We start from the raw sequence: 18,077 nt of genomic DNA, 5'->3' as shown, positions 1-18,077 counted from the left end.
ACTTTTCTCTCCCGGTGGCTAAGTGAGAAGTCTGTTAAAATCGTATCTTGACTACCATCTAAAATATGCATAAACTGGTTCATTCATTATTCTGAACTGTTTATTTATACTCCTTAACCACTCATTCCATTGAAGAAGCTTTTTACCAACCTCACCTTTTGGGTTCTTACTGCCATTACAGCTGGCGCCTTGCTCGGACATTATGATCCGGAAACAGCCGTCAAAATGGATGTTTTGGGAAAAGGTTTTATTTCAATCGTTAAACTATTTATCAATCCAATCATCTTCCTTACCATCACACTGGGAATTATTGGAATGGGTGATTTGAAAAAAGTAGGAAAAGTGGGCGCAAAAGCACTTCTCTATTTTGAAATTGTGACGACAATGGCGCTGATCGTTGGGGTTTTGGTTGCTAATATTATTCGTCCTGGTGATGGCGTGGTTACTGCAAATCTTCAAAAAGGAGATATTTCTGTATATGCCAATAAAGTACATGATTTCAGCTGGCTGAAATTTTTTCTTGACAATGTCACTTTACAGGTTCTTCTCGTTTCCCTGATTTTAGGTACTGTTTTAAGTAAATATTCAGGAAAGGACCAGATTATTACCTGGCTGAATTTCGCTTCAAAATATGTGTTCAGGGCACTTCACATTGTCATGATCTTTGCTCCGATCGGAGCTTTCGGAGGAATGGCCTTTACGATTGGAAAGTATGGAATTCACACGTTATTGCCATTAGCGAAACTGATGGGAACTGTGTACATAACAATGGCAATCTTCATTTTCGGCGTTCTGGGATTGGTTTTACATACCTACAAAATCAGTATGTGGAAATATCTGAAATACATTCGAGAGGAATTGCTGATCGTTTTAGGGACTTCGTCTTCGGAAGCTGCTTTGCCCTCTGTTATGGAAAAACTGGAACGAATGGGCTGCTCCAAACCTGTCGTAGGACTGGTAGTACCTGCTGGATATTCGTTCAATCTGGATGGAACAACCATTTATCTTTCCATGGCCACGATCTTTTTGGCGCAAGTATTTAACGTGCATCTGACGATTGGCCAAATGTTATCAATCATTGGTATATTAATGGTTACGTCCAAAGGTGCGGCAGGAGTGACTGGAAGTGGATTTGTGGTCCTTGCCTCTACGTTAACAGCTGTAAAGGTGATTCCCATAGAAGGCCTGGCCTTACTTCTTGGTATTGACCGTTTCATGTCTGAAGCCCGTGCTATTACCAACATCATCGGCAATGGCGTAGCGACGATCTGGATTGCCAATAATGAGAAAGAGTTTGACCGGGATAAGATGAATTATGCCTTTGCCAATGTCCGGGAAACTGAAAATATTATTACAGATAATTTGAAGGACGTAACGCAGGAATCTTCGAAGTGATCAATAATTTTGAAGAACTAATTTTCTTTTAAAAAATCGTTTTTTCAGGTAAAATCCTAATAATACTAAACTCCCAGCAATTGAAGCAATTAAAATGTACATAGTATTTTTCGATAACCCCATATCAACCGGTTCCACATTTCCAACCAATACCATTCCCGCCCAGGAATATGGCAGCTGATCGCTTTTTGACGCCGTTTTAAGCCATTCAATTTGAGCTTGCTGCAAGGCAATATCTAGCGAAACTCCTTTTTTCAACTGGTCATAGAATAATTCGGTCAGCTCATAAATCGATTTATTTTCAACACTCCAGAGTGTGGTCAAAGTCGACGGAATTCCGATCCCGGCAAAACCTCTTGCCAGACTAAAAACACCTTCTCCTTTTTGATTTTTACCAACACCAGTCCGACAAGCAGACAAAACAAGCAATTGTGTTTTTGATAAAACAGATGATGAAAGCTCTGAAAGAGTCAGGGTTGAATCGGCAAAATATAATGTCGGTTCAGCATCAGAACTGTCCGCGCTGGCGTGTGTAAGCAATTGAATGATACTGTGGGAAGATAATTCTTTCATAAAAGCACCTCTTGAAGCATTAACGCCAGTAAGGCTTTTGGAAAAAAAGAAATGTTTATTAATTGCTTCTAAAGCAATTTCAGAACCTGGCAGCGATGCTTGATTTAGCTTTTTAGAAAACCGGACAGGTGCCATTCCAAGAAATTCATTCGTGGAAGACATTCCCTTTTCCGACCGTTTCATTTTTACTAAAAAACTTGCTGAATAGGTATAGCTAAAAGCATATTTAGTAACCAGGAAATCCGCTTTTTCAGCAGAAAAGCTCAAACTTTCAAAAGGCAGAAAATTGCCGTCCGGTGAAATGATCACCCGGTTTGACTGGATTTCAAAAGGTTTTATCAACAATTCATATAACTTGTTTGACACAACTAAATAATGAGCAAATTGCTTATTCTGGATTTCCTTTCCTCCCAGCAATTTCTGAAATTCAGCCGTATATTTTTGATAATCAGCCAGTTTAATCTTTTTGAAATCAACATTTTTCCCGGAAATACTAAGTCCGTAAACAGCACTGTCTCCAACGAAGTAAGAGATTAGATTTTGTCCGTCAGGAATAACTTTTTCACGAACTTCTTCTAGTCCCGGTACATGATTATCGTATTTGTATGAGTAATATTGAGGATTTTCTTTTTCAAGCTTTTTGATAAATATCTGTTGTTCTTCCTGCGCATTGTAAAGATCATTTCGAAAGCCCGCATAAGATTTTGATCCGGGTTTACTTTCACTTAACTGATCCTGTAAATCTGAAATTTTCCTCCGAATTATTCTTTCCCGTTCCGCATCTTTTTCATTTAACCGCTGGTTTGCCCCAAGTTCATTTAATTGGTCATTAAGCATAACCGCGCGACTTTTTTCAAAGAAATAAAATGCGGTTTCAGGATCTTTCAGTAAAAAGCAGGTTTCGATAGCACGCTCATACATTCCTTTTGTGATATTTCTCCAAAAAAGTTTTGATTCTTTTCCTGTATGTTCCCAACGCATATAGTCTATCATGGTGTCAGCAAGCATATACGTTTTGAGCGCATATCGCAGCGTTGCCTTTGATTGGTTTTTATCCTTTGCAAAACTCAGTAAAGTATTCCCCTTATCCATCACCATAGAAAGGAGATACTCTTTTCTGGCTGCTATTTTCATTAAAGAGGCAGGAGGATTATTGGAAAAAGAACCAGAGGAAGTAAGATTTAATAATTGAAATGCCTGATCGAAATAGGCAAGAGACCGGTTCCACTCCTTCTTTTTAGCAGTTGCCAAAGCAATATCATAATTTACCAGTGCCTTATGATAAGGATCAACCTGCAACAGCAATGACTTAATGTAATACTCGACTGCTTTATCATACTGTTTTGCAGAAAAATACATGACGCCCATGTTTGTGTATAAGTAAACAGGAACTTTCTGTTTTTGCTCGTCACAAATGCTGATAACTTTATTGAAAAAATACAGTGCTGAATCCGTTTTATTAACAGAACTGTAATTCGTTGCCAGATATTCGTAGGTACTTATCAGCTCGTTAGTCCTTTTCAATGTTGCTGCCAAACGGATGGCATCATATGCCATCGCGTTAGACTCAGAATATCTTGCTAGTTTTTGATAGGAAAAGATTTTTTCAATAGATAATTCCAGAACTGAAAAAGGATCTTGTAATTCATTGGCCAGCAAAATACCTTTTTCCAGGGCGGAAAGTGCTTTTTCATAATCACCGGAAGAATTACTGATATAGGCTAGTTTTAAGTAACTTTTAACCTGAAAACTACGATGTCCCGGATCCGTTTTTACTCTTACAATTTCTTCAAAAATTGACTCCGCTTTCACATAATCGTTGTCATACAAATAACACTCTCCAATCAAAAACTTGATTTTTGGTTTTGAACTTATTTTGGTATCACAATGCGGCTTTGAAAAAATGGCATTTGCCATCTCGTAAAATTGTAAAGCTTCCTTTTTTCGATTCGTCCATGAATTGATTACGCCCCGACGTTGTAGTAGCAGTCCAAAAACCGAATCCGGTTTTGCACCGCAAGATTTCCACTGATTATACCAGTTGCTCAATAGTTTATCCTGAGCAGCTAGCCCCGGATCATCAATATTGGGATCAAGCGGCTGACTAACATTAAGCCATATTTTTTTAAAATCAGGGCACTGAGCAACCGTTTGCTTCGTGGAAAGCAATAGTAGTGATGATAACAGAAGAAAATTTATCAGACTAAAACCGCTCTTTTTCCACATCTACATCTGAGGTAATGAAATAGCCATTTTTGATGTATTTTTTTAGATTTTCTTTAACCCTTATAAATGGATTGGTATTGGTATTGAGGAAATCCCCTTTACGTTCTGGTAAACCTGAACGTACAATTTTTCCAATCGCATAGGCAGTTGCAAACGATGTACCTCTAATGACATGATTCACTCTGCTTAGTGGTTCAGGAAAACATCCGTCTTTGCCTGCCGTAATAGCAACATCTACAAATCGATTCGAATAATTTTCAAAAGGTTGGATTTCCGAATAAGCTAATCTGCTACTTGAATCAAAATTTTTGATATTTAAAGCTGTGGTGACGGTTAAAACATTATTGAATTCCTCACTATGACAAGCAGGATAACGCTCTGTTGAAGATTTTACCGCCAGCTCATGCACCCGGAAATTATCATCAAAGTCGTTACTATTTCCTGCTGCCGTTACAAACCATATCTTTCTTTTCTCAAACTCTTCTAAATAGCCTCTCAAACCGGGACATTGCTTTCCGTAGAAGCCCCAGCTGGCATTAATGATGTTGACCTTGACCTCTTTATGAAGAAGTATATAGTCAAACGCACAAAAAATATCAAATAAGAAACCTACACCACGATAATCATGCGTTTTTAAAATCATCAATCTGACATCCGTGCTTTTGTCGTAATCTTCTGAATCATTTTTCTTATAATTCCGGCATTGTTGTGCAATAAGGGCGGCAATACGCGTTCCATGTTTGTGTGTGTCATCGTCGTCAAATGGATTATTATGTTGTGAAGGAGCTAAAATATCACCAGTTCCTACAAAATTCCAACCTATCATATCCTTTTGTAGTGGACCTTGCCCTAACTCGTTTTTAGTATTTCCTCCATCATTAAACCATAGCGGACAGTCAGGTTCTGGAAAATCACACATTGTCCAGTCAAATTGAAAATCGATTCCTGTATCCAGAATTGCAACAATAGGAGCTTTCTGATGTTTACTGTTGTGTTCTGCCGCTTTTCTTAGCCAATATTCAGTCAGTGGCGTGCAGGAATTAGTAAAGATGTCTGACTCATCGTTGTTTAATATCCCCCCATTATTCCTGGAAGAACCGTCACTTGTTCTTGTGGGATCATGCGCCTGCGTTCCGGCGGGAGACGTTGTTGTCACAACGTTAAAGGCAACACTTTCAAATATCAAATTTCCATCACGAGTTTCCAGGCGCAAATTCTCTTCTTTGAAATGAAGATCCGCCCCTTCCAATAAAATTAAATTCGGGTTCCATATGCTTTGCCCCACCACTACAATTTCCTGAATTTCGTCTTCTTCTGTTTGATCAACATAACTTTTAATGCGGTCTTTGAAAGGAACTACTGTAATTCTGGCTCCGATTTTTAGTGGATCTTTCGCTACTCCTGCTCCGGAAACTTTAAATATTCTTTGATTGGCAACAATGATCCGTCGCTCATCGACCGGGTCGGCGATATAATGATTTCTATCATCCTCAAAACTATTGAGATACGACAATAAACTTTTTGGAACAGCGGCTCTTAAAGGTTTTGTACTCATAATCTGGGTCTGGGATTATATTCAAGTATAAATTTATCATTTCACCCACTTTTCAGCCTCCTCTTTTCCATCCAAGTTACCATCTATTACCTGCTGTAACAAACTGTCAGCCAATTTTTTATCTAACGGTAAACCACGTTGAATGTGCGCAATAGCTTCATAGAACCTTCCTGGATTTGAAAACAGATTTTTTTGTTCTCCTAGCTGATGAAAATACATAATCGCATTGTCGTAATCTTTCAGTTTTAAAGAAATAATCCCGGCAATTTTTTGTGCTTCTGCATTTTCCGGATCACGTTTCAAGACAGCCTGAATAATCGACGACGTTTTTTCGTAATCACCATTATTATACTCGTTGATAGCCTGTTGAAGGCTATCTGCCTTGCCATCCATTTGTACACTCAGTGTTGAAAAATTTTCCTCTACATAGATATCTGCCAATTGCTCTTTTTCCTTAATTCCGGAACTGAGAAAATACCATCCCAAACCACAAGCAATAAGAAGAACGGCCGCAGCAGCATAATAAACAAGTTGACGTGTTATAGTCTTTCCCGGATTTGTGGAAAGTTTCTGCCATTCCGCGTGTCGTTCAGCCAAAACCTTTTCTCGTCCATCTTCTTTCGCATTTTGTTTTATCAACAAATAAAAAGCAACCAAGTCAGCCAGTTCCGGACTTGTCCGTAATTCCTCCTCAAAGCGTATCCTTTCTTCTTCAGAGAGGTCTCTTTCAAAATAATCCTCAATTCGTTGTTCCATGACTTCCCCGATTTTCCACTATTCTTTTTTAACTCCTTTTAAATACATTTCCCTTAACTTTTCCATGCAGCGCAAACGGCTGGTTTTTACAACGGCGGCAGATTGATAACCCATTTCCACCGCTATTTCCTGATCCATAAAACCTTCGCTCCATGCTTTCAGCATCTGCTTACACTTGTCACCAAGCGCACGCAAACGTTCGTGTAAAACTTCCAGATCATACTGATCAATAAGCTGTTGCACAATACTTCTGGAATCGTCGGGAAGTATATTAATGTAATCATCAATTGTATTTCCCTTATGCACCTGCTGACGATTAGTCGCATTCTTACGGAGAAGGTCAACACATTTGTTATTAAAAATTTGATAGAGATACGTTTTGAGTCCCGAACGCCCTTCAAAACGGCCGTTTTGGATGTGTTCAATAATGGTGAGGATCGTATCTGAATAAACGATCGAGCATTCATCTGTGGAAAGTTTGTGTCTCCACACACCTTCACGAATGAGATAAACATATTTTTCGTAAAGGCGGTTTTCAAAAGAGCGCGAAGAGCCTTCTTTTGAAAAAATACCATCAATCAGGACATTATCAGAAAGTATTCTTTGGAAAAATGGCATGGTATGTGCGAATTACGTACTGGAAATATACATAAAAACGCCTATTTAGCAGAAATTTTTCGCCAGATGTTTCCTTGTCCGCTGTGTTTTTCGATTTAAAGGGCGATTCTTAACGCCGGATATTTTCCAAGTTGCAGTTTAACCCATTTACACATTACCTTTGACCGACAAAAAATTGCAGAAGGTATCATGATAAATCAGGAAACTACGATGTTGGCCCGTTCAGAAAGGGTTTTTATAGGAGAAGAATTTGATCTTAAAAAATGGGATGATCTTCAGCCATTTTATGATAATTTAAAAGACAGAGAGATTAATTCTGCTTCTGATCTGCGTCAATGGTTTTTGGATAGAAGCGAGCTGGAATCTTACTTATCTGAAAACTTTGCGTGGAGATATATCCGTCAAACCTGCGATACTGCCAATTCAGGTTTGATCAACGCACTGCAATTTTTCATTACAGAAATTCAGCCCAAACTCGCAGAATATGGTAACGAGCTGGATAAAAAAGCGGTCGAAAGTCCATATTTGAATGATTTGACAGATCAGGGATTTTCCGTTACCATACGTGGAATGAAAAAGGCCATTGAACTTTTCCGCGAAGAAAACATTCCATTGCAAACCGAAATGCAAACCGAAGAGCGCCGTTATGGAGCTGTTGCCGGAGCTATGACCGTAACGCTGGATGGGGAAGAAATGACTTTGCAAAAAGCCGCTGACCGTTTACAATCGTTGGATCGTTCGGTTAGGGAAGAGGCCTGGCGGACGATTGCCGAAAGACGTTTTCAGGATCATGAAGTACTGGATGAGCTTCTTAACAAACTGGTATCGCTTCGCGACCAGGTTGGAAAAAATGCAGGTTTTGCCAATTACCGCGACTATATGTTCGCAGCCATGGGCCGTTTTGATTATACGCCACAGGATTGTTTCAATTTCCATGATTCCGTAAAAGAAGCTGTCGTACCACTGTTGAACGATATGGCTACGAGCCGTAAAGAGGCTTTGAAGGTTGAACAATTGCGTCCATGGGATACCAAAGTTGACCCGAAAGGATTGGCTCCATTAAAACCTTTCGAAAGCGGAGAGGAGTTGCTTGACAAAACGATCCGTTGTTTCAGCCGTCTGGATCCGTTTCTTGGAAACTGTCTTCAGATCATGAAAAACATGAAACATCTGGATCTCGAATCAAGAAAAGGAAAGGCGCCGGGCGGATATAATTATCCGCTGGAAGAAATCGGTGTTCCTTTTATTTTTATGAATGCTACTTCCAATCTTCGTGATATGGTAACGCTTTTACACGAGGGCGGCCATGCGGTACATTCGCTGGTAACACGTGATCTGGCATTGAATTCCTTCAAACATACGCCATCAGAAGTTGCCGAGCTTGCGTCTATGTCGATGGAATTGATCACAATGGATTTTTGGGACGAGTTTTTTGATAACGATGCGGACCTGCGTCGTGCCAAAATCCAACATCTGGAATCCATCATTGAAACCCTTCCGTGGGTTGCGACGGTAGATAAATTTCAGCACTGGATGTATGAAAATCCGGAACACACCGCCGCAGAACGTACAGATGCCTGGGTTGAAATCTACAATCAGTTTACGGATAAAATAATGGATTGGTCAGGACTTGAAAATCTGCAAAAATATCTTTGGCAACGTCAGCTCCATATTTATGAAGTTCCTTTCTATTATATCGAATACGGAATCGCCCAGCTTGGAGCGATCGGCGTTTGGAAAAACTACCGTGAAAATCCTGAAAAAGGCTTGAAAGGATATCTTGATGCGTTGAAAATGGGTTACACCGCGCCAATTACGGAGATTTATCAGGCTGCCAATATTCCTTTTGATTTTTCCAAGAATTACATCACAGAATTGATGCAATTCGTACAAAGCGAGTTAGAACGATTAAAAATTTGATAATTCGTGTGATAACCATTTGGTGGTTATGTAAAAGGCGGTTATTTTTGTGCGTATTACTATGAACCAGTAGAGAGATGAAATTTAGTAAAATAGCCGCGTTTGTGGCATGTATCGCATTGTTGTCTTCTTGTGATTATCAAAAATATAACCACAAAGAGCAGAAAGACTTAAATGCCAAGAATGACTACGTTTACGGTGTAAGCCCAGATTCTTTACCACGTCAAATGGCTAATAAATATACTGCCGATCCAACAATTGAGCCTCGCGTAGATGCAATTCGTGCAAAATTATACGGCGGATCGGGTAGTGCATACATCAAAGAATAGTATCTGTATTTACAGAATAGATTTTATAAACAGGATATCCTTCAAATGAAGGATATCTTTTTTTTGATAATCCAGCGTATTTCATTTAAACAATATTTTCCATTCCTTTTGATTTGAATAAAAGATTGGGAAAATCTGTTCAAAAAAATTAATCAACTGGTCTGCATCCTATTTTGCTGATGACGTAATCAGAACTTTACTCTTGTCATCATACTTAGTTATAAAAATTCATATGTCTGAACTTACCTAATGATTACTTCATTTTATAGCAGAGACCTTTTTTCATGTTATAAAAATTTATATTGGCAAGGGACAAAAGTTTAAATAGATTAAGGAAATTCAGACAAAAAGAGTTATTTAAAGTCTTAAACAGCTGATATACTGGCTATTTATAACCAGTTATTTCTTATCAAAATTAAAATTGAACCGTAATTTTAATCTCAGTTGTGTAAGCGGTTGGGATAATTGTTCCTTTTTAATTTACTTTACACTCTTATTATACACATTAGAAATATAGTATTATTTTAATACAAGATTAAAAACCGTATTTTAAACTCAAAATGAATATAGCGCTCGTTACCGGTTCAGCCGGATTGATTGGAAGTGAATCTGTCGCTTTTTTAGCTGACAAGTTTGATTTAATAATTGGAGTTGATAATAATTTACGTGAATATTTCTTCGGAGCTGACGGAAATACAGCCTGGAATAAGAGCCGCATAGAATCCGCTTACACTAATTACAAGCACTATTCTGCTGATATTCGTGAGGTTAGCCAGTTGGAACCGATTTTCAAAGAATACGGATCTGATATTAAACTGATCATTCATGCAGCTGCTCAACCAAGCCATGACTGGGCTGCCCGTGAGCCTTTCACTGATTTCGGAGTAAATGCAGTTGGAACATTGAACATGCTTGAAATGACACGTCTTCATACACCGGAAGCAGTGTTCATTTTCACTTCTACTAATAAAGTTTACGGAGACAATCCTAACTACCTTCCACTTGTTGAGCTTGAAACACGTTGGGAAATCGACGAAAGTCATCCTTATTTCAAAAACGGAATTGACGAGCTTCACAGCATTGACCATACAAAACACTCGATCTTCGGCGCTTCGAAAGTAGCTGCTGATATAATGGTGCAGGAATATGGCCGTTATTTTGGAATGAAAACAGCTGTTTTCCGTGGTGGATGTCTTACAGGCCCTAACCATTCAGGAGCTCAGTTGCACGGATTCCTTGCCTATCTTATGAAATGCGCAATCACTGGAAATCACTACACGATTTTCGGATATAAAGGAAAACAGGTTCGTGACAACATTCACAGCCATGACCTTGTCAATATGTTCTGGCATTTTTACCAAAATCCTCGTCCGGGCGAAGTTTACAACGCAGGCGGTGGTCGTTTCGCAAACTGTTCAATGATCGAAGCAATTGCATTGTGTGAACAAATTACAGGAAATAAATTATCTCATTCCTATTCTGAAACCAACCGTGTTGGTGACCATATCTGGTATGTAAGTGATCTTTCTAAGTTTAAAGAACACTATCCAGGCTGGAATTGGGAATTTGGCTTAACTGAAACGCTTACTCAAATACACGACGGCATCTCTTCAAGATTGGCCAGCGTAAAATAATATCTTAGTCTTTATAACCTCCGAACGAGTAAAATCTATTATACTTGTTCGGAGGTTATTTTCATCACTACTATGCCTGAAAATTTTGTAATCATTATTCCACAGTATAATGACTGGGAGGCCCTTAATCTGTTAATACAAAAAATCAATACAGATTTAAGTCCGACCGTGTTGAAAAACTCATCTTTGCTCGTGGTTGATGATTGTTCTTCAAAAGACAGAACGGAGCCTTTCGTTCCTTTTGGTGGAAAAGCAATTCAGGTTTTACGTCTTTACCGGAATCTCGGTCATCAAAAAGCAATTGCAATCGGACTTTCATACGTTGCTGAAAATATTGACTGCGACAATGTGATTGTAATGGATGCGGATGGAGAAGATGCTCCATCTGACATTAACAAACTGGTTCAAAGATCATTAGAGGTTCCTGGAAAAATTATTTTTGCGCAGAGAAATAAGCGTACAGAAAATTTCATCTTTCGGTTTTTCTATATTATTTATAAAAACCTGTTTAAACTTCTTACGGGAAAAGTAATTACATTCGGCAATTTTAGTCTGGTTCCTCAGCAAAGACTCAAAAATCTGGTACGCGTTTCCGAGATCTGGAATAATTATCCGGGCGGAATCATCAAATCCAGAATTCCCTACGATTCAGTATCTACCGACCGGGCTACACGTTTGGCGGGAGAAAGCAAAATGAATTTTGTTTCTCTGGTATTACACGGATTAAGCACCATTTCTGTTCTGGTTGATACTACGGCCGTAAGAATATTGATTTTTTCCATATTCATGTCTGGCCTAGCCGTAGCGTTTATTATCGTTATTCTGTTTTTAAAACTGATCGGAAATGCAACACCGGGCTGGGCTTCTACTTTGGGAAGCACACTTATTATTTTAATGCTGCAATCCTTTCTGATCTCTTTATTCCTGGTGTTTATGGTATTGCAATACCGCTCTCAGCAACACTTCATTCCTGCAATACATTACCGCGATTTTGTAGAAAAAGTAGATACTGTCAGCTAAAAACGTATGGTAACTTTCGACAGCGCTCCCACATTATATTGGCTTCTTGGCTATTTGCTTGCGGGTGCCGTCATCGTATTTGCTGTATATAAAATTATCCCCGTAAAAGTTTTTATCGTACTCGCGATACTGCTTCTCGTTTTCATGCGTATGCCGGTTCTCGTTTTCAACAGAGAAATTAATGCGGATGAAAGCCAGATGCTCAGTCACGCCATTACTTTGTACGAAGATCCGGTTTACTGGCGCTCTGTTGATGGCACAACAATCGGTCCGCTTGATAATTATCTTCTGGTTGTCCCTAAGCTTTTAGGTTTTCAAATCAATTATTCCAGTGGACGGGTCATGGGTTTGCTTTGTACAATAGGTGCATTACTTTTTGTCTTTATGGCGATGAAAAACTGGTTTGGAGGATCCCTGTCCAGAATTGTAATAACGATTCCTTTCATTTTTCTTGCCTTCACGCAGGAGACAGATTTTGTTCATTATTCGAGTGAACAACTTCCTGTTTTTTTATTAGCGCTAATAATCTGGCTGTTGTCAAAAATTACGGAAAGCGAAAATCCATCTTCTGCATCTACATTTACTTTGGGATTCGTTGCGGGAATGATGCCTTTTGCCAAATTACAATCAGTGCCGCAAGCTATGGTTATCGTTCTGGCAGCGCTTTGGATTTGTTATCATTTTTTCAAAATAACAAGGCAGATAAAACCCTTGTTATTTCTGCTTTTAGGCGGACTGGCTTTCCCGGTTCTATTATTTCTCTGGGCAGCTGCAAATCACGTTTTTAGTGATTTTCTTGATTTCTATATATTTGGAAATGCGATTTATGCCGGTGAAAATAATTGGCTGTCGATTCCATTGCAAATGTTTAATCTGATTACGCTTAGCCCTGATTTTAAGATTTATTCTCTTGTATTGATCGTTCCGATTATTTTAGGAATTGCCTATTCATTTCTTCCAAATTCCTATAGAAAGTCGCAAACGCAATTCGTATTGCCAGCCACGTTGATTCTTTTGGTACTTGCAGGAATATATGCAGCTACAAAATCCGGAAATACTTTTATTCATTATCTTAATTTCTGTATCTATCCGTGGATAATGCTTGCAGCATATGGTTCCTTAAAACGACATAAACAGTTTACCGTGTTTTCAGTACTACTTTTATTTTGGTTTGCCGGAAATGACGTAATCAATTACCGCAAAGAACATAGAATTAATTCCTTTGAATCCATAGGAGGAGCAAATAAACTGGCAGAAAATCCTGTTGTAAAAGAGTTGAAAAAATTTACAAAACCAGGTGATTATATGGTTGTTTGGGGTTGGCAATGTCAATATTATGTTGAAGCACAGCTGGCACAGGGGACTGCGGAAAATCATTCTGAACGTTCCATTTTCAAACATGCATTGCAGGAAAAATATTTAAGCCGGTACCTCAGCGACCTCAACAGGACCAAACCATCGGTAATTCTGGATGCTGTCGGGAAAAATAGTATGTGGGTGCAAAATAAAAAAACGCAGGGAATTGAAAATTTCCCCGCGCTTGCGAATTTCCTCCATCAGCATTATACGCTGGTGTCAGATAAAAATGATATAAAATTATTTGTCAGAAAAGACAGGCTTACGACTCAACAGCAAGCAGATGTTCTCCCGTACCTTGCTGCAATAAATCACTAAGTGTTGTCTGGTCTAAAACGGCAAGGTTAGCATCTCTCCACTTTTCCAAAACGGTACGCAAACTACACGTTTCTTCGTCTTTACAGTCTTCACACCGACCATAAAAAAACATGGAAACACAAAGTGCCGGTGCAATAGGGCCGTCGATAATACGGAGTACTTTTGAAAAACTCACCTCGCCAGGTGGAATTCTTAGCAAGTAACCTCCACCTTTTCCTTTTTGGCTTTGTAAAACACCGTTATTTCTCAGATCCAGAAGAATTGCTTCAAGAAATTTCTTTGGAATTCTTTCTTTTTCTGCGATGTATGAAATCAGAACGGGTCCTTTTCCAAACTTTTCCGCTAATACTTTGAGCGCCTTTAGAGCGTACTTTGCTTTCTTTGATATCATTGTTGATAAGTATACTAAAATTTCGCCTAAAAGAATTTACCAGATTCAATACTCTATTCTATCCAGATAATTTCCGGATTAACCTAAACCTCTCGGGACATAACAAAAGATAACTGCTTTTTATTCATTACTTTGCTATTAGTCAAACGAGATGTTCGTAAATCAGAAACATCAAGAAACCACAATTTTAAAAAAATATCCTACTTACTCTACTAATTTATAGACTTTTCAATCTAATTTGTAATAAATACAAATATTAATCAAAAATATACACACTAAATGGCTGCGATTGTAATTCCTGATGTTGAAAAAAATCAGATTGAAATTATTTCAAGATTGTATTTATATGGTTCACAGGCTACTTTGGAAATCGGCAATAAGATTATTGATGAAATAAACAGAATGTATAATGAGCCGGAGGTTTTTGTTGAATTCAACGGAAAACAGTTTAACGTTTTATTTTCAATCGGTTTTAAAATAATCTCAGCAAGCGAAGCAATGATGCGGGCCACGGTCAATTTTAATTACAAAAATAATTTCATCCGGATTGAAGATGAAAATCGCATTACCAGATCTTTCATGGGTTACGGAATAGGAGATAACGTGGGGCATTGGCTTACGAGTGACAATCTGGGAACGTCCACCACCGCCGCACATGAATTCGGGCATAGCCTTGGTCTGGATCATCCCGCAAATCTTGATTTCCGGGGAAGTGATTCTCCGCCGCCTATTATGGCTCCGCGAGGCAGCCTTGTCAATCCGCAATATCAATGGGAGCCAACTGCCAAAGCTGGTGAATTCGGAGGAACTATGAACCCCAAATATAGAAAAGTGACAAAAGAAGAAGTTCTGCTTATTTTGAAAGATTTAAACTTTGAAAACAAGCAGAACAACTATATAGGGCAACTTTCCAATACGCTTTTTGACAAAACCGGCAACCCAAGCCGCTGGCTTGCCTGATTAATTCCTTGGCGGTTTGCCTCCGTTCAAAAGCCCCTGCATTCTTTCAAGCGTTTTCTTTTCTCCGCAAAGAGACAAAAATGCCTCTCTTTCAAGATCAAGAAGATATTGCTCCGTAACATTTTGTGGAGAACTCAGATCTCCGCCGTTGATAACATAGGCCAACTTATTAGCGATTTTTGCATCATGTTCGCTGATATAATTTGCTATTTTCATTTGGGCAATTCCAGTCATGAAAAGTGCCATTCCAGCTTTTCCCTGGACTTTTATATCATTTCTTTGTTTCGGCTGAGTATATCCATTATCCGCCAGATCAATGGCGGCTTGTTTTGCCTCTGCTAGTAAACGACTGCGATTTAACACGATCTGATCCTTATCCTGCAAATAATTCATAGCTCTCGCATCATGTGCGGAAGTTGAAACTTTCGCCTGGGCAATATTCATAAAAGCAGTCTGAAGAATATTCAGTTCTGTGTCGCCAGCCTGATACATATCCGAGCATCTCAGAGCCATCTCCTTAGTACCGCCGCCAGCAGGAATAATTCCAACACCAAACTCTACAAGACCAATGTAAGTTTCAGCGTGAGCAACCACTTTATCAGCATGAAGATTAAGCTCGCAGCCTCCACCCAATGCAAGCGTATGGGGCGCAGTCACAACAGGAATCGACGAGTAACGTGCCCGCATCATTGTTTGCTGGAACTGCGCGATAACCATGTTAATTTCGTCAAATTCCTGTTCGATCGCAAACATAAACAGCATTGCAAGGTTCGCTCCTGCTGAAAATGCCTCGCTCGATTCGTTTCCAATAACCAGTCCTCGGTATTCCTTTTCGGCCAGACTAATACTTTTCTGGATCCCTTCAATAACTTCGGAACCCATTGTATTCATTTTGGATTTGAATTCCAGATTCAGTATTCCATCACCAATATCATAAAGATTTGCACCAGCATTTTTCCAGACAATATTGTTCGTCAGGTTGCTCAGAATAATAAAACTTTCCTGGCCCGGAATCACTTTATATGATTTGGAAGGAATATCGTAATAAAGCTTTTTACCATTTTCCACTTTGTAAAAAGATTCATTTCCCGCTTCCAGCATTTCATAAACCCACGCTGCCGGTTTTGAATCAAGCTCTTCCATGATGCCCAGCATACTTTTTACGCCAATGGCATCCCAGGTTTCAAACAAGCCAAGTTGCCAGCCAAAACCTGCACAAATGGCCTGATCGATCCGAAATATTTCATCAGAGATTTCAGGAATCCGGAACGTGGCATATTTAAAACAATCGGCAAAAGTTCTTCTATAAAATTCTCCTGCTTTATCTTTTCCAGCCAAAAGCACACTGAAACGTTTGGATACGTCGCTGATTGCTTTGGTACCTTCCAAGGTCGCAAATTTCACTTTTTCAGAAGGTTTGTATTCAAATGTCTGAAAATCCAGCGCCAGAATAACCGACTTACCTTTGTCGTCTTTTACCTTTTTATAAAATCCCTGACCGGTTTTATCTCCGAGCCATTTGTTATCATACGTTTTCTGCATGATTCCGGGTAATATAAAAGCATCACGGGATTCATCTGTTCCTTCACCGGAAGCGTATAAATTCGCTGCTACATGAACGGTTGTATCCAATCCGACAACATCGGACAAACGATACGTTCCCGATTTCGGACGACCAACAACGGGTCCGGTCAATTTATCTACTTCATCCACCGACAAGCCCATTTCTTCGGCTACACGAATGGTTTGGATCAAAGCGAAAATACCAAGCCGGTTGGCGATAAAACCGGGTGTATCTTTGCAAAGAACTGTTGTTTTACCCAAAAATAAATCACCATAATGCATCAGAAAATCAACAACCGATTGATCAGTTTCCGGTGTTGGAATAATTTCCAGCAATCTTAAATAACGCGGAGGATTGAAAAAATGGGTACCGCAAAAATTCTTTTTAAAATCTTCACTACGCCCTTCCGCCATTAAATGGATTGGAATTCCGGATGTATTGGAAGTGATCAGCGTTCCGGGTTTCCGAAGCGCATCCACTTTTTCATATAAACTTTTCTTGATATCAAGGCGCTCAACAACTACTTCTATCACCCAGTCGTAGTTGCTGATATCTTTCAGGTTATCATCAAAATTCCCAAGTTTCACTCTTGATGCAAAAGCAGGACTATACAAGGCAGCCGGTGTCGCTTTTAAGGTTTGCTGAAAAGAATCGTTGACAATTCTGTTCCGAACAACGGGATGATCGGTTGTCAGCCCTTTTGCTTGTTCAGCATCGTTGGCCTCCTTCGGGACAATGTCTAATAGTAAAACTTCTACGCCAATATTGGCAAAATGGCAGGCAATACGCGACCCCATAATACCGGAGCCCAAAACGGCGACTTTACGAATTGAACGGTTCATTGATTTTTTATTTGTTGGGGCGGCCCTCGTGGCCGCCCTTTCTTCTATAATTAATAATTGTATCTTCCCGGATGACGTCGAATCATACTGGATATTTCAAAAGGGCGACCAAGACCATCTAGGATATTCGAGAGGGCGACCACGGATATTCGAGAGGGCGACCACGAGGGTCGCCCCTACGTTTTTAATTTTTGATTTTCTTCTTCAACCAGTCGGTTAATATCATTTATTACATCAAAAAAGACTGCAAGTTTTTCAAGCGGGATTTTATCACGGATCATGTTATTAAAAGACAAAACACCCTCCCGGGAAAGTTCTCTCTTTTCTTTGCCAAGATCGGTCAGAACAATCCTTACAAAACGCTTGTCGTTTTCATCTACTTCACGCACGATCAAAGCTTTTTCTTCCAGATTTTTCAGCATTCTGACCAGGCTCCTCGGCTCCATACCCAATAACGGTGCTATTTTTGTTGCCGGTGTACCATGCTCTAAATCAATGTTCAACAAAACATATCCAACCGCCATCGTAGTATCAAACCGTGCTGCATAAGCGTTATACATCCTGGAAATGGAATGCCATGCCCACTTAATCTGGAAGTCAATTGTCTTTTCCTTGCGCAT

The 18,077-nt window shown here is 39.3% G+C and carries 14 protein-coding genes; 7 read left to right on the top strand and 7 right to left on the bottom strand.

All coding sequences use genetic code 11. The features are described 5' to 3' along the window. The first annotated feature begins 129 nt into the window (after positions 1-129). Complete coding sequence (dctA, locus tag FZF08_RS28345; protein WP_159477122.1) at positions 130-1,395, top strand: C4-dicarboxylate transporter DctA; 1,266 nt, start codon at positions 130-132, stop codon at positions 1,393-1,395. On the opposite strand, the gene FZF08_RS28340 is transcribed toward dctA, so the two are convergent. Genes FZF08_RS28340 through FZF08_RS28325 form a run of 4 tightly spaced genes read right to left on the bottom strand, consistent with a single transcriptional unit; the run spans position 1,396 to position 7,123 of the window. Next, complete coding sequence (locus FZF08_RS28340; protein ID WP_159477119.1) at positions 1,396-4,194, bottom strand: CHAT domain-containing protein; 2,799 nt, start codon at positions 4,192-4,194, stop codon at positions 1,396-1,398. It lies immediately after the preceding gene. After that, positions 4,172-5,749, bottom strand: coding sequence for a S8 family serine peptidase (locus FZF08_RS28335; protein WP_159477116.1), 1,578 nt, complete (start codon positions 5,747-5,749; stop codon positions 4,172-4,174). The genes FZF08_RS28340 and FZF08_RS28335 overlap by 23 nt, the downstream gene beginning before the upstream one ends. Positions 5,750-5,785: 36 nt before the next feature. Then, positions 5,786-6,505 (bottom strand): hypothetical protein, encoded by a 720-nt coding sequence (locus tag FZF08_RS28330; RefSeq protein ID WP_159477113.1) that lies wholly within the window; start codon positions 6,503-6,505, stop codon positions 5,786-5,788. An 18-nt stretch (positions 6,506-6,523) separates the two neighbouring features. After that, positions 6,524-7,123, bottom strand: coding sequence for an RNA polymerase sigma factor (locus tag FZF08_RS28325; RefSeq protein ID WP_159477110.1), 600 nt, complete (start codon positions 7,121-7,123; stop codon positions 6,524-6,526). A gap of 189 nt (positions 7,124-7,312) precedes the next feature. On the opposite strand from FZF08_RS28325, the gene FZF08_RS28320 reads away from it, so the two are divergent. The 5 genes from FZF08_RS28320 (at position 7,313) to FZF08_RS28300 (ending at position 13,700) form a co-directional block, all read left to right on the top strand. Further along, positions 7,313-9,043, top strand: coding sequence for a M3 family oligoendopeptidase (locus FZF08_RS28320; protein WP_159477107.1), 1,731 nt, complete (start codon positions 7,313-7,315; stop codon positions 9,041-9,043). 77 nt (positions 9,044-9,120) lie between these two features. Beyond that, the gene (locus FZF08_RS28315) at positions 9,121-9,372 is read left to right on the top strand and encodes a hypothetical protein (RefSeq protein WP_159477104.1); all 252 of its coding nucleotides are present in this window, start codon (positions 9,121-9,123) and stop codon (positions 9,370-9,372) included. Between the two features lie 560 nt (positions 9,373-9,932). Next, a complete protein-coding gene (locus tag FZF08_RS28310) occupies positions 9,933-11,006 on the top strand; it encodes an NAD-dependent epimerase/dehydratase family protein (RefSeq protein WP_159477101.1) in 1,074 nt (357 codons plus the stop codon). Between the two features lie 72 nt (positions 11,007-11,078). Then, positions 11,079-12,026, top strand: coding sequence for a glycosyltransferase (locus FZF08_RS28305; RefSeq protein WP_159477098.1), 948 nt, complete (start codon positions 11,079-11,081; stop codon positions 12,024-12,026). A gap of 6 nt (positions 12,027-12,032) precedes the next feature. Continuing rightward, positions 12,033-13,700: a hypothetical protein gene (locus FZF08_RS28300; RefSeq protein WP_159477096.1), complete on the top strand. Its 1,668-nt coding sequence runs from the start codon at positions 12,033-12,035 to the stop codon at positions 13,698-13,700. Here the strand turns inward: FZF08_RS28300 and FZF08_RS28295 are convergent. Next, positions 13,645-14,091 carry an Rrf2 family transcriptional regulator gene (locus FZF08_RS28295; RefSeq protein WP_159477092.1) on the bottom strand — a complete coding sequence of 149 codons (447 nt, stop codon included), beginning with the start codon at positions 14,089-14,091 and terminating at the stop codon, positions 13,645-13,647. The genes FZF08_RS28300 and FZF08_RS28295 overlap by 56 nt on opposite strands. A 279-nt stretch (positions 14,092-14,370) precedes the next feature. On the opposite strand from FZF08_RS28295, the gene FZF08_RS28290 reads away from it, so the two are divergent. Further along, positions 14,371-15,051 carry a peptidase M10 gene (locus FZF08_RS28290; protein ID WP_159477090.1) on the top strand — a complete coding sequence of 227 codons (681 nt, stop codon included), beginning with the start codon at positions 14,371-14,373 and terminating at the stop codon, positions 15,049-15,051. Here FZF08_RS28290 and FZF08_RS28285 read toward each other — a convergent pair whose 3' ends face one another. Beyond that, on the bottom strand, positions 15,052-17,457 hold the full coding sequence (locus tag FZF08_RS28285) for a 3-hydroxyacyl-CoA dehydrogenase/enoyl-CoA hydratase family protein (protein ID WP_159477088.1): 2,406 nt from the start codon (positions 17,455-17,457) through the stop codon (positions 15,052-15,054). Positions 17,458-17,633: 176 nt separating this feature from the next. After that, on the bottom strand, positions 17,634-18,077 hold the full coding sequence (locus FZF08_RS28280; protein ID WP_159477086.1) for a MarR family winged helix-turn-helix transcriptional regulator: 444 nt from the start codon (positions 18,075-18,077) through the stop codon (positions 17,634-17,636).

This window comes from Dyadobacter sp. 3J3 (assembly GCF_009801115.1).
Taxonomy (GTDB): domain Bacteria; phylum Bacteroidota; class Bacteroidia; order Cytophagales; family Spirosomataceae; genus Dyadobacter.
The sequence above is the reverse complement of the archived record's forward strand: the minus strand, read 5'-3'. Positions and strand labels throughout refer to the sequence as shown.

What these genes read in the sequence shown, in the direction of transcription:
- FZF08_RS28340 (WP_159477119.1), bottom strand. Translation starts at nt 4,194, where the DNA reads ATGTGGAAAAAGAGCGGTTTTAGTCTGATAAATTTTCTTCTGTTATCA.
- FZF08_RS28335 (WP_159477116.1), bottom strand. Translation starts at nt 5,749, where the DNA reads ATGAGTACAAAACCTTTAAGAGCCGCTGTTCCAAAAAGTTTATTGTCG.
- FZF08_RS28330 (WP_159477113.1), bottom strand. Translation starts at nt 6,505, where the DNA reads ATGGAACAACGAATTGAGGATTATTTTGAAAGAGACCTCTCTGAAGAA.
- FZF08_RS28325 (WP_159477110.1), bottom strand. Translation starts at nt 7,123, where the DNA reads ATGCCATTTTTCCAAAGAATACTTTCTGATAATGTCCTGATTGATGGT.
- FZF08_RS28320 (WP_159477107.1), top strand. Translation starts at nt 7,313, where the DNA reads ATGATAAATCAGGAAACTACGATGTTGGCCCGTTCAGAAAGGGTTTTT.
- FZF08_RS28315 (WP_159477104.1), top strand. Translation starts at nt 9,121, where the DNA reads ATGAAATTTAGTAAAATAGCCGCGTTTGTGGCATGTATCGCATTGTTG.
- FZF08_RS28310 (WP_159477101.1), top strand. Translation starts at nt 9,933, where the DNA reads ATGAATATAGCGCTCGTTACCGGTTCAGCCGGATTGATTGGAAGTGAA.
- FZF08_RS28305 (WP_159477098.1), top strand. Translation starts at nt 11,079, where the DNA reads ATGCCTGAAAATTTTGTAATCATTATTCCACAGTATAATGACTGGGAG.
- FZF08_RS28300 (WP_159477096.1), top strand. Translation starts at nt 12,033, where the DNA reads ATGGTAACTTTCGACAGCGCTCCCACATTATATTGGCTTCTTGGCTAT.
- FZF08_RS28295 (WP_159477092.1), bottom strand. Translation starts at nt 14,091, where the DNA reads ATGATATCAAAGAAAGCAAAGTACGCTCTAAAGGCGCTCAAAGTATTA.
- FZF08_RS28290 (WP_159477090.1), top strand. Translation starts at nt 14,371, where the DNA reads ATGGCTGCGATTGTAATTCCTGATGTTGAAAAAAATCAGATTGAAATT.
- FZF08_RS28285 (WP_159477088.1), bottom strand. Translation starts at nt 17,457, where the DNA reads ATGAACCGTTCAATTCGTAAAGTCGCCGTTTTGGGCTCCGGTATTATG.
- FZF08_RS28280 (WP_159477086.1), bottom strand. Translation starts at nt 18,077, where the DNA reads ATGCGCAAGGAAAAGACAATTGACTTCCAGATTAAGTGGGCATGGCAT.